Origin of the sequence: Streptomyces sp. NPDC052023, assembly GCF_044548465.1 — a bacterium.
In the GTDB taxonomy this organism is placed as follows: Bacteria; Actinomycetota; Actinomycetes; order Streptomycetales; family Streptomycetaceae; genus Streptomyces.
Genome location: NZ_JBIUBW010000005.1, coordinates 210,768 through 225,430, shown reverse-complemented (window position 1 = coordinate 225,430; position 14,663 = coordinate 210,768). Strand labels below are relative to the sequence as shown.

The following is a 14,663-nucleotide window of genomic DNA, read 5'->3' as shown; positions in this document are numbered from 1 at the left end:
ATCGGGTACGGCACATGGTGAATGGGCTGCGGCAACCGAACAGCGAGCACCAGCCGTTGCTGGAGCGCCGCCGGGAACTCGAGGCTCTCGACAGTGCGTTGACCAAGCTGAGTGACACTGTCGACGGCGCGCCACGGACACCACAGGGCGGGTTGCTGGCGTTCACCGGTTCCGGCGGTCTCGGCAAGACGACGCTCATGGCACAGGCCCGCACCCGAGCGGTCGCTCACGGATTCACGGTGTTGTCCGGCATGGGCGGCGAGTCGGAGCAGGAGCTGGCGTTCCGCGTGGTGCGCCAGCTCATGCAACCCACGCTCGCGGCTATGGACGAGGCCACCCGGCGGGATCTGCTGGGGAGTTGGTACGACATCGTCGCGACCGCACTGGGGCTTGAGGCGGCGGGCACCGCGTCCGTTCCGGATCCGACCGGCGTGCGCGACGGCCTCGACTGGGTAATGACACGCCTGACCGTGAAGAAGGGGCCCATCGTCCTGCTGCTGGACGACCTGCAATGGGCCGACGCCGAGTCCCTGGGCTGGCTCGCCTCCTTCGCGCCACGCGCTGCGGACCTTCCGCTTCTGATCATCGCCGCATACCGTCCCGACGAACTTCCCCTGGAGGCCGCGGCGTTCCGCGCCCTCTTCGAGGGGCACGGCACCCGTCCTTACGCCCTGGCCCCACTCACCGCGACCGCTGTGGCGCGGATCGTCCGGCACGAACTGGGCGACGGAGCCGAGGACATGTTCTGCGACGAATGCTGGACCGTCACCGGAGGAAGCCCATTCGAAACGGTCGAGCTTGCCATCCGGCTCGGTGAGCACGGGCTGAAGGGCACCCATGACGAGTTGCCCGCGATGCGCAACCTGGCCTCCGCTGTCAAGGGACCCGGTCTGCTCGACCAGCTGACGCGGCTCGGCACGACCACCGTCCGTTTCGCGTGGGCAGCCGCCGTTCTCGGCACGTCCATCTCGCCGGAACTCGCGGCCTCCATCGCGGTCATCGGCAGCGAACAGGCCACCGTGGCGACCGAGCAGTTGCGCGCCCACCGGATCCTGGCGCAGGGAACGGGGCCGGGCGCCGGCCTGGAGTTCGTCCACCCGCTGATCGCCACGACGATCTACCGTGCCATTCCGCCGCACCTGCGCGTCGGCCTGCACAACGCCGCCGCGGTGGCGGTCCGCGCCGCGGGCCTCGGCCCCACCGCTGCTGCCCGGCATCTGCTGGAGGTTCCCGCCGAAGGCAACGCGCAGGCGGTTTCCTGCTTGCGCGACGCCGCCCGCGAGTACCTGCGGGCCGGCGCTCCGGAAGCCGCACGGCGGGTCCTGACCCGCGCACTTCAGGAGCCGCCGCTCCCGGATGAGCGCGCCGAACTCCTCAACGAGCTGGCCTCCTCGACCTTCCTCATGGATCCCGCGTCGACCGTCAATCACCTCCGTGAGGCGCTGGCGGAGCCCGGGGTGGCACCCGAGCTGCACGCCTCCATCGTCTACCGGCTGACCCAGGCGCTGGCCCACACGGACCAGATGGCGGAGGCAGCGGCCGTCGCCGAACAAGAAGCCCGGCAGACCCCCAACGCGCGGATCAGGCTGCGTATGCAGGCGGATCACTTCGTCTGGAGCATGTTCCGTGCCGACGAGCCCGACTCCCCCGCCCGTTCCCGGAGACTTACCAAGCTGGCCCGGCAGCTTCCGGGCCGTGGTCTGGAGGAGCGCTACCTCCTGGGTCTGCGCGCCTGGGACGCGCTGGTGCGTGGCGAGCCCCGCCAGAACGTGCTGGGGGCCGCCGAGGATGCTCTCCGCGGCGGGATGAGCTGGACCGACGAGAACCGGGGCTTCGAGGTGCCCGTCTCGGTCGCCCTCACATTCATGTACTGCGATCAGCCGCACCGGGCTGAAGAACTGTTCGCCAAGGGCATCGCCGAGTGTGTCGCCAAGGGCTGGCGCGGGTCCCACCTGGCCCTGGGCAACACCCTGTCCGGCTACATCCGCTACCGGCGCGGCTGCCTCGCCGAGGCGGAGGACCTCGTCCGCGATGGTCTGCGTATCGCCGAGAAGGTCGAGGGTGCCGTACCGGCCCAGTGGTTCGCCATCGGCATTCTCATCCAGATCCTGCTGGCCCGCGGCCGCATCACCGACGCCCGCGCGCTCGCCGACGAGTACCACTATGGCGACGTGGTGCCGAACGCCGTCATCTACCCCGACCCGCGGACGGTCTACTCCGAGTTGCTCCTGGCCGAGGGACGGCACGTCGAGGCCGAACACGTGCTGACCACCCTCGGCGAGCGACTGGAGGCTCGTGCTTGGCGCAATCCCGCATGGTGCCCATGGCAGCTGAACCTGGCGAACTCCGTCGCATCGAAGGCCCCCGAACGGGCGGTCCGGCTCGCGCGTGACGCCGTCAAGCGAGCCCGTGATTTCGGCGCTGCCTCCGCGATCGGCCAGGCTCTGCACACCGAGGCCGAGGTGACCGGCGGGACGGCCGCACTGGATCTGTACGCCGAGGCAGTGAGCGAACTCCAGAGGTCGCCCGCCGCATACGAACTGGCCCGTGCGCTGGTCGGGCACGGCGCCGCACTGTCCCGCAACGACCGCGTGCAGGAAGCCGCTGACCGGCTCTATCAGGGACTGGAGTGCGCGGTGCACTGCGGTGCGGAGGCCCTGGCGACGCGGGCCCGGGACGAGCTCTCCGCAGCGGGCCTGCGGCCCTTGCCCCTCCGCTACTCGCAGACAGACACCCTCACCGCCCAAGAACGCCGAGCAGCCGAGATGACCGCGCTGGGTAAGCCGGTGGCGGTCGTGGCGAAGGAGCTGCGACTCACCGAGCAGGGAGTGCGGCAGTTGCTCTCCCTGGTCTTTCGCAAGGTCGGAACGGATGCTGCAGGGTTGGCAAGAGCCTTGGAAACCTTTCCCCGACAGCGGTCGTGACCCCAACAGGGACATGTGACACCGGCCGCAGCAAGTCCTTGCTGACAGGGAAGCCGTGCCGGGAGGCCTGAACGCGTTACCCGCTCACCCGCACCCCTAAGACCCCCGCGTACACCGCCCCGTAGGACTGGTAGCCGGTGGCCGGCACTGGAGGGCGTAGTCGGTGGGGGTGGTGCTCAGGTAGCGGCCCACGCAGGCGTTCGCCGTCGTGCGTCCGCGTTCGGCGCAGAAGGTCAGTGCCGCGCGGCCGTCGGCGAACGGGCCCGGGGCGTAGATCACCCAGTAGCCGGGGCGCAGTGAGGCGTAGTCGTCGCTGCGGACGAAGGCGGCCTCGGGCACGGATTCGCGGATCCGCGCGAGGCGCTGGTCGCGGACCGCGGTGCCCGTGGAGAACGGTTCGGAGTGGAGCTGGGCGATCCAGCGGCCGCCCCCGGCCGGTGCGGAGGGCGCGGACGGAGTCGGGGTGGGTGTCGGAGTCGGGGTGGGTGTCGGTGTCGGGCTCGGGGACGCGGTGGGGTTGGCCGGCGCCGAGGAGGTCGTGTCGGCGGAGCCTCCCTGCGCGCCGACGGTCTGCTTGCCGTCCTTCCTCCCCTCGTCGGGCGTGAACAGTGTGAGGGCGAGTGCGGTGACCGCGACGGCGGCCAGGGCGGCCGCGACGACGGCGAGGAGGAACGGCCTACGGGTGCGGGGAGAACGGCCCGGCCTCGGGGTGTCCAGGCGCGTCGGCGTGGGGGCGAGAGGCGGGGGCGGTGTCACCGTCCGTGTCGGCTGGGCCCAGTTCGGTGTGGAGCCGGACTCGACCTGCGCGAGCAGTGCGTCCAGTTGCCCGGCATCGGGGCGTGCCGCCGGGTCACGCACCAGGAGGGCCTGCAGGACGGGAGCGAGGGGGCCGGAGCGGACGGGCGGGGGCACCGGGTCGTCGAGCACCGCGGCAAGCGTGGCCAGGGTCGTCTCGCGGCGCAGGGGACTGACACCTTCCACGCACACGTACAGGACGAGCCCCAGGGACCACAGGTCGGCCGCCGGGTCGTCGCCGTGGCCGCGGACGCGCTCGGGCGCCATGTACTCGGGGGATCCGACGAGTTCGCCGGTGACCGTCAGCGCGCTCGCGCCCTGCAGGGCGGCGATGCCGAAGTCGGTGAGCACGGCGGTGCCGTCGGGGCGCAGCAGCACGTTGGCCGGCTTCACGTCCCGGTGCTGGACTCCCGCGGCGTGCGCGGCGCGCAATCCGGAGAGCAGCTGACGGCCGATGCGCGCCGCCTCATCCGGCCCCAACGGCCCCTCCTTGAGTCGCTGTTGGAGCGAGACGCCCGGCACCAGCTCCATCACGATCCACGGGTGGGGATCCGCCTCGACGATCTGGTGGATCGTCACCACATACGGGTTGCTGAGCCGCGCCAGCGCCCTCGCCTCGCGCATGACCCGCTCCCGCACGGCCTCGGACGCCTCGGCGTCCGGGCGTACTGCCTTGAGGGCGACGTCGCGGTGCAGCACGGTGTCCCGGGCCCGCCAGACCGTGCCCATCCCCCCGCTGCCGAGCCGTTCGATCAGCTCGAAGCGTCCGTCGACCATGTCCCCCGGTGCGTTCACCCGCCATAGATTAGGGCAGGAAACAGGACGACCGCGTGGTCATGCCGCTGATCCGCCCCGCACCCGGGGTGAAGATCGGCCGAGATGCGCCGGAGCGGGGGTCGCGGTCCGGTTCCGCCCCCCTACGTTGCCACCAGCGCTCCGTGCCGTCCGGCTCATCAACCCCGCGCACCGGGAGCTTCCTTGAACATCGAAAGCACCCCACGAGCACGCCGAAGCGGCCACCGAAAGCATCCACGAGCACGCCGCCGAAGGAGCCGACGGAAGCACCCACGAACCGGGAGTTGGACGTCTGCCGGCGGGTTCTCGCCGGTGGCGGGCTGGTGGCGCTCGGCACGGACCAGCCGATCGTGCCCGTCGGACTGCATCTGCATCTCGCCCTGCGTGCACTGCACCGCGCCGGACTGCCGGCGGCCGAGGCGCTGCGGACCGCCGCCCTCCTACCGGCGCGGGTCTTCGGTGTGCAGGACGACCTGGGCACGCTGGGAGGGCAAGCCGGCCGACCTGACGATCGTGGCGGCGATCCCTACACCAATTCACCACGCTGCCCCACACGACGGCGGTGCTCCGCGGCGACGTCCTCCTCGAGCAGGCGGGGCTGGTCGAGGCGTTCGAGGCGGCGGCGCCGCTGAGCGACGCCGCCTCGGCCGTGGACTGGCTGGAGATCGGCCGCCGCGTGCGACGGGAGGGCTGCTGCGACGTGGAGGGCGACTTGTGACGACGGTGGGGCGGCCAGGGGCTGAGACATACAGCCCTCAGCGGCAAGGGAACTTCTTGGCGCTCAGCGGCGAGGAGGGTTCCTGCGCGGCGCGATCACCGCGTTGGGCAGGCTCGGCGCGGGGAGGCGGTCGCCCGGGTAGCCCTCGACGGTGCCGAAACGGTCGGAGGACGCCTCCCAGTCCTCCCGTGCACGGACGATGTCCTCGTGGCTGCGGCCGACGAAGTTCCACCACATGACGATCTCCTCGTCGAACGGGGTACCGCCGAGCAGCACCGTCCGCGCCGGGCCGTCCGACTCGTTCGCCAGCGTCAGCGAGTCGATGCCGGGGTGGACATAGCCCAGCTCCGCCGGGCGAAGCGGCGTGCCGGCCACGCGGACGTCTCCGCTGTCGACGAGGAGGCCGTGCTCGAAGCTGGTGTCCACGGGCAGGGTGATCGCCGCGTTCGGCGCGAGGTTGATCTCCGCGCCGAGCAGGGGCGAGAAGGTTCGCACCGGCGAGGTGTCCCCGGCGAGTGACCCCAGGAAGACCCTGATCTCGGCGTCCTCGATCCGTACCGCCTCGGGTACGTAGTGCTGGAAGTCGCGCGCGGTGTTCCGGTGCTCTTCGGGCAACGCCACCCACAACTGGACGCCGTGCAGGACGGTGGTGTCCGGGGTGGACACCTCCGTGTGAGCGATGCCGTACCCACCGGTCATCAGGTTCATCTCGCCGGGCCGGACGAATGCGTGGCTGCCCAGGGTGTCGCGGTGCTCGATCTCGCCGCTGAACAGCCAGCTCACCGTCTGCAGTCCGGTGTGCGGATGCGGGGCGACGTCCATGCCGCCCGTCCGGGAGACGTCGTCCGGACCGTAGTGGTCCGCGAAGCACCAGGCCCCGATCAGCGTCCGGGCACGCTGCGGCAGCGTCCGCCGTACGGGCATCGCCCGTGGCCCGCCCAGGGGCACCTCCCGCGCGGAGAGCACGTCGACGCGCGGCACCGCGGCAGGCTGCCGGTCGTCGACCAGTGCCCCGCACCGTACCTCCGAAGGCTCCGCTTCCACGTTGCTCATCGAGACCACCTTCCGCCCGCTGCCACGGTCAGCGACCGCGCGATTCCCGTTATGCAGAAAGTGTAATCGGTTGAGTTTTCAACCATCCCGGCGGGTGGCCGCACTCGCCGGGAACGTGCTTGTCCGGCCCCTCGGCCGCGCACTCCTTCGTGATGTGGATCTCTTCTCACGCTCCTGGGCTGCATTACGCGCGGCGGTCGCCGAGCTCGCGGACGAGGATTTCGCGCAGCCCTCCGGCTGCGCCGGCCGGCTCGTGCGGGACCTGGTCTGCCATCTGGTCATCGACGCCCAGGACGTGCTGATCACCCGGGCGACGCCCACCGAGGCGTGTCCGACCCGCGACGCGGTGACCTACTGGGAGGTCACCAGCACCCCTCCGACCGGCGACGACCCCCTCGACGCGCTGACCATCCGGCTCGCGGCTGCCTTCGAGGCACCCTGGCCGCTGACGTTCCACCTGGACGACATCGGCTCCACCGCCGGCCGAGCCGCCGGACTCGCCGACCCCGCCCTCCGGTTCGGCACACTCGACCAGGTCCTCACCGCGGGCGACTTCCTCTCGGCGTACGTCCTGGAGTGGACGCTGCACCATCTCGACCTGATCGCGCACCTCCCGCATCTGGCGGGACCGCCCACGGAGGGGCTCGCCCGGGCCCGCGAGATGCTGGAGGAGATCGCCGGGTCGCGTTCCCCGCGTCGTTCTCCGACACCGACGCCCTGCCGGTGGGCACCGGACGGCGCGCGGCGACCGCTGCCGAGAGGGCCGAGCTGGACGCACCGGGCGGACCCGGCGGACCGGCCTCGAAGCTCCCGCTCGTCCTCGGCTGATCTTCCCCGGCGAGGGCTCGGTCAGCCCAGGAAGCTCAACCGCACCTGCCGGTTCGGATTGTCCCGGTTGGTGTCGACCAGGCACACCGACTGCCACGTCCCCAGTGCCAGCCGCCCGCCCACGACCGGCAGGGTCGCGTGGGGCGGGACGATCGCCGGGAGAACGTGGTCGCGGCCGTGGCCGGGGCTGCCGTGCCGGTGCTGCCAGCGGTCGTCGGCGGGGAGCAGCGTGTGCAGGGCGGTGAGGAGGTCGTCGTCACTGCCGGCGCCGGTCTCGATGAGGGCGATTCCGGCGGTCGCGTGCGGGACGAAGACGTTGAGCAGGCCGTCACGGCCCGCGGCCACCTCCCCCAGGAAGGACTCGCAGTCACGGGTGAGGTCGACGACCGTCTCCTCGGAGCCGGAGGAGACCGGGAGCACTCGGGTGGTGAACGCGTCTGCCATGCTCCCCATCCTGACTCATGACTGAGGCGCACCTCCACGGACGGCCGTCGCGGTCGCCCGGACGCCGGCACCAAGGGACCGGACGCCGATACGGACGGTCCACTTCGCGAGACGGCCATCGACCGCGAACATGCCATCTGGCCACGTTCAGCGGCATGTTGCGTTCAGCTCTGCTCACCACGCGCGGTCACATCGACCTGCTGCGGGTGACTTCCGCCGCGTGTCGCCGCGGCCGCTGACGCCCCCTCTCCCTTCCTGGTTTCCCTTGTCTCCCGCCCCTGTCCGGGTGGACCTGATCCCGCTGTGAGCGGTCGCTGGCGTCCGGGAGCGCATGGGAGTCCTCTGCTGCCACCGCCGCGTTGCCCTGACCGGCGCTTTTCGGCCTGTCGTCCTGGCGCTGCGTCGCCGTGCTGCTACGTCGCTGTGCCGCTACGTCGTCCTGGCGCTATGTCGCCGTGCCGCTATGTCGCCGTGCCGCTACGTCGCTGTGCGGGGATCCGAGGTGTCGACGCCCAGCTCATCGAGGCGGGTGAGTCGCTCGGGCTGTCGCGGTGGGGCTGGTGCGCCATGTCGTACTGCCGGGCGCGCTGCCCGGTGCGGTGACCGGCCTGCGCTACTCGCTGGGAATCGCCCGGCTCGCGCTGGTCTTCGCCGAGCAGATCAACGCGGACGCCGGCATCGGCTTCCTCATGGTGCAGGCACGGGACTTCCTGCGGACCGACGTGATCGTGGTCTGCCTGATCGTCTACGCCTTCCTCGGCCTGCTCGCCGACTTCGTCGTCCGCACTCTCGAAAGGCTGCTGCTGCAATGGCGGCCGACGTTCACCGCGCGGGGAGCACCCGCACGGCGGTGCACGTCGAGGGCCTCACCCGGTCCTTCGACAGCCGTGCCGTCATCAGCGACCTCGGACTGGTCGTGAAACAGGGCGAGTTCGTGGCGCTCCTCGGCCGCAGCGGCTGCGGCAAGTCCACCCTGCTGCGCATACTCGCCGGCCTCGACCGTGACATCGAGGGCACCGTCCTGGTGCCGCGCCGCAAAGCAGTCGCCTTCCAGGCACCACGATTGATGCCGTGGAAGAGGGTGTGGCGCATCGTCGTGCTCGGGCTGCCCGGCAGACCCGAACGCGCCGTCGCCGAGCACGCGCTCGACGAGGTCGGCCTGACTCACCGTACGAACGCCTGGCCCAAGACCTGTCCGGCGGCGAGGCCCAGCGCGCCTCCCTGGCCCGGGCGCTGGTGCGCGAGCCCGATCTGCTGCTGCTCGACGAGCCGTTCGGCGCCGTCGACGCGCTCACTCGTATCAAGGCCCAGCGGCTGGTGGGCGAGCTGTGGCAGCGGCGCGGCTGCGCGGTGCTGCTCGACACGCACGGCGTCGAGGAAGCCGTGCTGCTCGCCGCCTGCGTCGGCAGTTCGGCCGTCGACTCCGGCTCGGACGTCGACGGCACAGGCCCCCTCACTCTCAACGTCGGCGATCAGAAGGGTGGTTCCGAGGCACTGCTGCGCGCCGCCGGAGAGCTCGACGACCTCGACTACAAGATCAAGTGGTCCACCTTCACCTCGGGGCCACCCCTGCTGGAGGCCGTCAACGCGAAGGCCGTCGACATCGGCGGCGTCGGCAACACCCCGCGGGTGCTCGCCGCCCGCGCCGGCTCGGAGATCCGGGTCGTGGCGGCCTGGCACGGCACGTCCGACGGCAACTCCCTCCTCGTACCGAACGATTCCCGGCTGATCGGTACCGAGCAGCTCAAGGGCAGGTCCGTGGCCGTCGCGCAGGGCTCGTCCGCGCACGCCAACTGGTCAACGGCACGCGCGTACCGGTCGCGGTCGACGAGCCCTTGATCCGGTCCGAGCTGGAGACCGCGGACACCTTCGCCGACCTGCGGCTGATCCCGGGCGAGGTCGACTTCGGCGCGTTCGTGGACACCCGCTACAACGGCGGCCTGCTGCCGTCGACCACCGCTCCCCGCGTCTACAAGGAAAAGTGACATGACCGTTCACCTCCACTGGTTCCTGCCGACGGGCGGCGACGGCCGCACGCTCGTGGACCGTCATGCGTGCGCCCTCAACGACATGGCGGGCCCGGAAAGACCGGCGGGGTCCGCACCCCTGACCTCGGCTATCTCGCCCAGATAGCCAAGGCAGCCGAGCGGCTGGGATTCGAGGCGGTGCTGACGCCGACGGGAACCTGGTGCGAGGACGCCCGGCTGACCTCGGTGGCCCTCGCCCAGCACACCGAGCGGCTGAAGTTCCTCGTCGCCTTCCGGCCCGGGGTGATCTCGCCGACCCTGGCCGCGCAAATGGCGGCGACCTACCAGCGCCTCACCCAAGGGCGGCCGCTGCTCAACGTCGTCACCGGTGGCGACTCCGCCGGGCAGCGCCGCTTCGGCGACCACCTCGACCACGACGAAAGGTACGCCCGCACCGACGAGTTCCTGTCCGTCGTGCGCGGGGTGTGGCAGGGCGGGCCGTACGACTTCCGCGGCACGCACTACGACGTCCAGGGCGCGACGACCGCGCTGCCGCCCGACCCGGTGCCGGAGCTGTTCTTCGGCGGGTCGCCGGCAGCGGCCGGTCCCGTCGCGGCACGGCATGCCGATGTGTATCTGACCTGGGGCGAGCCGCCCGCGCAGGTCGCGGAGAAGATCGGCTGGATCCGTACGCTGGCCCGCCAGGAGGGCCGTGCCGTCCGCTTCGGCGTCCGCTTGCACACCCTCTCGCGCGACTCCTCCGCCGAAGCCTGGGCAGTGGCACACCGGCTGTCGGACGACCTCGACGCCGACACGATCGCCGCGGCGCAGAGCACCCTCGGGCGCAGCGAGTCCGTGGGGCAGCGGCGCATGCTCGCGCTGCACGGGGGCTCGCGGGAGCAGCTGGAGATCTACCCGAACCTGTGGGCGGGGGTCGGCCTCGTCCGCGGCGGCGCCGGAACCGCCCTGGTCGGCAGTCACGCCGAGGTCGCCGATCGGATCGCGGAACATCACGCGCTGGGCATCGAGCACTTCGTGCTCTCCGGCTATCCGCATCTGGAGGAGGCGTACTGGTTCGGGGAGGCGTGATTCCGGAGCCGGCGGCACGGGGGCTGCTGGGCAGGGCGCCCGAGCCGGTGGCCGGTGCGCCGCTCTCGTGTCGAGCGGACGGTGACCCGGCGCCCGGACCGACCGGTGGGAAGATCCACGGCCGCGGCGCTGTTCGTAGAAAGGTGAATAACACGCGCCAGGTCGAGGTTGTCGTCATAGGCGCTGGTCAGGCAGGTCTGGCCGGCGCCTATCACCTGCGGCGGACGGGGTTCGAGCCGGACCGGGACTTCGTGGTGCTCGACCATTCCCCCGGTCCTGGCGGCGCATGGCAGTTCCGGTGGCCCTCGCTGACCTACGGCAAGGTGCACGGCATGCACGCCCTGCCGGGGATGGAACTGACGGGCGCCGATCCGGCTCGGCCGTCGTCCGAGGTCATCAAGGAGTACTTCGCCACCTACGAGCGGGAGTTCGAGCTGCGGGTACGCCGCCCGGTGGACGTACGAGCCGTCCGGGAAGGCAGCGGCGGGCGGCTGCTCGTCGAGACCTCCGCCGGGGACTGGGCCACGCGGGCGCTGATCAACGCGACCGGGACCTGGGACCGGCCGTTCTGGCCGCGCTACCCGGGCCAGGAGAGCTTTCGCGGCCGGCAGTTGCACACGGCCCGATACCCCGGCCCCGAGGCGTTCGCCGGGCAGCGGGTGGTCGTGGTGGGCGGTGGCGCCTCCGGTACCCAGCATCTGCTGGAGATCGCCCCCTACGCGGCCGCCACGACCTGGGTGACCCGCCGCCCGCCTGTCTTCCGCGAGGGACCCTTCGACGAGAACGCGGGGCGCGCGGCGGTCGCCCTGGTCGAGGAGCGGGTGCGGCAGGGGCTGCCGCCGAGGAGTGTGGTCTCCGTCACCGGGCTGCCGCTGAACGACGCCGTTCGGCAGGGGCTGGCGGACGGGGTACTGGACCGGCAGCCGATGTTCGACCGCATCACCCCGGACGGGGTGGAGTGGAAGGACGGGCGGCATGTCGACGCCGACGTCATCCTCTGGGCGACCGGCTTCCGTCCCGCCATCGAGCACCTGACGCCCCTGCGGCTACGCGAGCCGGGCGGCGGGATCCGGGTGGACGGGACACGTGCGGCCGCCGACCCACGGGTCCATCTCGTCGGCTACGGCCCGTCCGCCAGCACCATCGGCGCCAACCGGGCGGGCCGGTCGGCGGTGCGGGAGATCAGGCGGCTTCTGGCCGGGGCGGCGGAGCCGGAGCGGGAGCAGGGAAACCAAGGCGCGCAGCAGGATGCAGCCGCCGCGTGATCCACCCGTCCCCCGGGACATCCGGCCACCCGGCCCAGTAGCAGAGCCGGTCGTGATGTCCCGTCGTCTCAGCGGGACGCGCTCGGGCTTCGCTGCTGGGCGTTGAACTCGCTGACATTGCGCTGATGCTGGGCGAAGTCGGCCGTGAAGCGGGTGTCGCCCGGCTTGACCGTGACGAAGTACAGCCAGTTCCCCGGCGTCGGGGTGATCGCGGCGCGCACCGCCTGCTCGCCGGGGTTGTCGATGGGTGTGGGCGGCAGACCCATGCGCTGGTACGAGTTGTAGGGGCTGTTGATTCGTGTGTCGTCCAGCGTCGTCCTGAGCGTGTTGCGGTTCAGGGCGTAGTTGATGGTGGAGTCCATCTGGAGCGGCATACCGCGCTCCAGCCGGTTGAAGATGACCCGGGCGACCTTCCCCATGTCCGCCTTGGTCGCCGCCTCGGCCTGGACGATGCTCGCGATCGTGACCGCCTGATAGACGTTCATGGCATTGCGCTGCGCACCGGCGGCGATCGGCGCTCCGTTGAACTTTTCGTTGGCGGTGTCGACCATCGTGGCCAGCATCTTCTCCGGCGTCGCCCCCTTCGGCACCGGATAGGTCGCCGGGAAGAGATAGCCCTCCGGGTTGCCCCCGGCGTCGTTCGGCAGTTTCAGGTGGGCACGGGGGACGGCCTTCTTCGTCGTGCCGGACGGCAGGCCGAGCGCCTTGTCGACGGCGGCGTAGACCTGTCCCGCGCGCCAGCCCTCGGGGATGACCAGGGTGGCCGGCTTGGCCGGCTTCTCCTCCTCGCCTCTCAGGATCAGCAGCGGCACCGCCACGGCGGTGCCTGCTACGACGGCTCCGGTCGCGACGAGGGCGAGACGGCCCCGGCGCGTCAGTCGAATCGTGCGAGTCGTGCTCCGTGGCGGAGTGTTCATCTGCATGCGGGCACGGTAACCCGCATATCGTCACAAACCCGGCATATCTTCATCTTGTCGGCTCCAGTTGGGCGTCCCGGCGGACCAACGCCGCGTATCTCCCGTCCAGCTCCAGCAGTTCCTCGTGCGTCCCGCGCTCGACCGCCCTGCCGGAGTCCAGGACGAGGATCTGGTCGGCACTGCGGACAGTGGACAGCCGGTGCGCGATCGTGAGCGTCGTCCGGTTGGCCGACAGCGCGTCGATCGCCTCCTGGACGGCATGCTCGGTGCGGGTGTCCAGGGCGCTCGTCGCCTCGTCGAGAATCAGCACGGGTGGGTCGCGCAGGATGGTGCGGGCAATGGCCAGGCGCTGCTTCTCGCCGCCTGAGAAGCGGTGACCGCGCTCGCCGACGACCGTGTCGTAACCGTCGGGCAGGGCGGCGATGTGGTCGTGGATCTGGGCCGCCCGGGCTGCCGCGTGCAAATCCTCGTCGGTGGCGTCGGGCTTGGCGAAGCGCAGATTGTCCGCGACGGAGGCATGGAAGAGGTACGTCTCCTGCGAGACGACGCCGACCGCCCGCGCGAGGGTGTCGAAGTCGAGGTCACGGACGTCGACCCCGTCGAGGGTCACACGGCCACCCGTGACGTCGTACAACCGCGGCACGAGGTAGCCCAGCGTGGACTTTCCGGCGCCGGTCGGGCCGACGATCGCGAGGCTGCCGCCGGCCGGGACGGTGAGGTCGATGCCGTCGAGGATCGGCGTGCCCTTCCCGTCGTACCGGAACTCGACGCCCTCGAAACGGACCTCGCCCTCGACGCGGTCGAGATGGGTCGGGCGCTCCCTCTCGGTGATGTCGACGGGCAGGTCGAGATACTCGAAGATGCGCTGGAACAGAGCCAGTGACGTCTGGATCTGGACACCCGTGCTCAGCAGGCTGACCGTCGGACGGAACAGGCCCTGCTGGAGGGAGACGAAGGCGACGATCGTGCCGATGGAGACGCCGGGGCCGCCGACGTGGAGAACGAGGCCGGCGGTCCAGTAGATGACAGCGGGCATGGCGGCCATGACGATCGTGATGACGGCCATCCGCCAGCGGCCGGCCATGTTCGACCGCACTTCCAGATCGACCAGCCGGTCCGACTCGTCCGCGAAGGACCGCGTGAGCGACTCGGCGCGGCCCATCGTGCGGCCGAGCAGAATGCCGGTGACCGAGAGCGACTCGGTGACCGTCGCCGCCATCGTGGCCATCTGCTTCTGGCGCTGAGTGGTGATCTTTCTGCGTTCGTCGCCGACCCGGCGGCTGATCCATACGAACACCGGCAGCAGGAGCAGCGAGACGACGGTCAGCCGCCAGTCGAGGGCGAGCATCGCGACGACGGTGGCGACGACGCTGGTGAAGTTGGAGACCAGGGAGGTGGCCGTTGATGTGACGGTCGCCTGCATGCCACCGATGTCGTTGGCGATGCGGGACTGGACCTCACCGGTCCGGGTGCGGGTGAAGAAGGCCAGCGACATGCGCTGCAGGCGGCCGTAGACCGCGGTACGCAGGTCGTGCATGACACGCTGGCCGACGGTGGTGGAGATGAGCGTCTGAAGGACTCCGAACACGCTGGTCAGCACGGCGCTGAGGATCATGCCGAGGGCCAGCAGGGTGAGCAGTCCGGTGCGGCCCTGGGGGATCGCGGTGTCGAGGATCGCCTTCAGGAGGAAGGGCGTGGCGACCGAGACGACCGACGCGGCGGCAACCAGCAGACCCACCACGGCGAGGCGGCCTCGGTAGGGACGGAAGAGCTTCAGGATGCGGCGCACCTGCCGCGGCTGCTCATTGCTGTCGGCAGGCGGCGTCCAGGCGGGCTCAAGGTCGGGCTTCATGGGCTCCTACGTGGAT

General features: G+C 71.0%; 8 protein-coding genes and 5 pseudogenes. 8 read left to right on the top strand and 5 right to left on the bottom strand.

Features of this window, described 5'->3' with window-relative positions:
• Nucleotides 1–14: 14 nt before the first annotated feature.
• On the top strand, nucleotides 15–2,924 hold the full coding sequence (locus ACIHCM_RS13700; RefSeq protein WP_399893980.1) for an ATP-binding protein: 2,910 nt from the start codon (nucleotides 15–17) through the stop codon (nucleotides 2,922–2,924).
• Between the two features lie 96 nt (nucleotides 2,925–3,020).
• Here ACIHCM_RS13700 and ACIHCM_RS13695 read toward each other — a convergent pair whose 3' ends face one another.
• Nucleotides 3,021–4,496: a serine/threonine-protein kinase gene (locus ACIHCM_RS13695; RefSeq protein ID WP_399894619.1), complete on the bottom strand. Its 1,476-nt coding sequence runs from the start codon at nucleotides 4,494–4,496 to the stop codon at nucleotides 3,021–3,023.
• 580 nt (nucleotides 4,497–5,076) lie between these two features.
• On the opposite strand from ACIHCM_RS13695, the gene ACIHCM_RS13690 reads away from it, so the two are divergent.
• Nucleotides 5,077–5,232, top strand: a complete 156-nt coding sequence (locus tag ACIHCM_RS13690) for a hypothetical protein (protein ID WP_399893977.1) — start codon at nucleotides 5,077–5,079, stop codon at nucleotides 5,230–5,232.
• 63 nt (nucleotides 5,233–5,295) lie between these two features.
• On the opposite strand, the gene ACIHCM_RS13685 is transcribed toward ACIHCM_RS13690, so the two are convergent.
• Nucleotides 5,296–6,285 (bottom strand): pirin family protein, encoded by a 990-nt coding sequence (locus tag ACIHCM_RS13685; protein WP_399893974.1) that lies wholly within the window; start codon nucleotides 6,283–6,285, stop codon nucleotides 5,296–5,298.
• 154 nt (nucleotides 6,286–6,439) lie between these two features.
• Between ACIHCM_RS13685 and ACIHCM_RS13680 the strand changes: the two are divergent.
• Nucleotides 6,440–7,113: pseudogene (locus tag ACIHCM_RS13680) on the top strand (maleylpyruvate isomerase N-terminal domain-containing protein).
• 21 nt (nucleotides 7,114–7,134) lie between these two features.
• Here the strand turns inward: ACIHCM_RS13680 and ACIHCM_RS13675 are convergent.
• Nucleotides 7,135–7,557 carry a YjbQ family protein gene (locus ACIHCM_RS13675; protein WP_399893971.1) on the bottom strand — a complete coding sequence of 141 codons (423 nt, stop codon included), beginning with the start codon at nucleotides 7,555–7,557 and terminating at the stop codon, nucleotides 7,135–7,137.
• Between the two features lie 489 nt (nucleotides 7,558–8,046).
• Here ACIHCM_RS13675 and ACIHCM_RS13670 point away from each other — a divergent pair.
• The 5 genes and pseudogenes from ACIHCM_RS13670 to ACIHCM_RS13650 all read left to right on the top strand — a co-directional run.
• Nucleotides 8,047–8,390 (top strand): annotated as a pseudogene (locus tag ACIHCM_RS13670) (ABC transporter permease subunit); the annotation flags it as partial.
• Nucleotides 8,366–8,952: pseudogene (locus ACIHCM_RS13665) on the top strand (ABC transporter ATP-binding protein); the annotation flags it as partial. The pseudogenes ACIHCM_RS13670 and ACIHCM_RS13665, both read left to right, overlap by 25 nt.
• A pseudogene (locus tag ACIHCM_RS13660) lies at nucleotides 8,941–9,542 on the top strand (hypothetical protein). The pseudogenes ACIHCM_RS13665 and ACIHCM_RS13660, both read left to right, overlap by 12 nt.
• Nucleotide 9,543: 1 nt before the next feature.
• Nucleotides 9,544–10,711 (top strand): annotated as a pseudogene (locus ACIHCM_RS13655) (LLM class flavin-dependent oxidoreductase); the annotation flags it as partial.
• A gap of 45 nt (nucleotides 10,712–10,756) precedes the next feature.
• Nucleotides 10,757–11,878 carry an NAD(P)-binding domain-containing protein gene (locus tag ACIHCM_RS13650; protein WP_399894616.1) on the top strand — a complete coding sequence of 374 codons (1,122 nt, stop codon included), beginning with the start codon at nucleotides 10,757–10,759 and terminating at the stop codon, nucleotides 11,876–11,878.
• 68 nt (nucleotides 11,879–11,946) lie between these two features.
• Here ACIHCM_RS13650 and mltG read toward each other — a convergent pair whose 3' ends face one another.
• Together mltG and ACIHCM_RS13640 are read right to left on the bottom strand one after the other, a co-directional pair.
• Nucleotides 11,947–12,801 carry an endolytic transglycosylase MltG gene (gene mltG, locus ACIHCM_RS13645; protein ID WP_399893969.1) on the bottom strand — a complete coding sequence of 285 codons (855 nt, stop codon included), beginning with the start codon at nucleotides 12,799–12,801 and terminating at the stop codon, nucleotides 11,947–11,949.
• Between the two features lie 43 nt (nucleotides 12,802–12,844).
• On the bottom strand, nucleotides 12,845–14,647 hold the full coding sequence (locus tag ACIHCM_RS13640; protein WP_399893966.1) for an ABC transporter ATP-binding protein: 1,803 nt from the start codon (nucleotides 14,645–14,647) through the stop codon (nucleotides 12,845–12,847).
• Nucleotides 14,648–14,663 lie beyond the last annotated feature (16 nt).

Excerpts from the sequence above, each read along its gene's own strand:
- ACIHCM_RS13700 (WP_399893980.1), top strand. The coding sequence starts at position 15 with ATGGTGAATGGGCTGCGGCAACCGAACAGCGAGCACCAGCCGTTGCTG.
- ACIHCM_RS13695 (WP_399894619.1), bottom strand. The coding sequence starts at position 4,496 with ATGGTCGACGGACGCTTCGAGCTGATCGAACGGCTCGGCAGCGGGGGG.
- ACIHCM_RS13685 (WP_399893974.1), bottom strand. The coding sequence starts at position 6,285 with ATGAGCAACGTGGAAGCGGAGCCTTCGGAGGTACGGTGCGGGGCACTG.
- ACIHCM_RS13675 (WP_399893971.1), bottom strand. The coding sequence starts at position 7,557 with ATGGCAGACGCGTTCACCACCCGAGTGCTCCCGGTCTCCTCCGGCTCC.
- mltG (WP_399893969.1), bottom strand. The coding sequence starts at position 12,801 with ATGCAGATGAACACTCCGCCACGGAGCACGACTCGCACGATTCGACTG.
- ACIHCM_RS13640 (WP_399893966.1), bottom strand. The coding sequence starts at position 14,647 with ATGAAGCCCGACCTTGAGCCCGCCTGGACGCCGCCTGCCGACAGCAAT.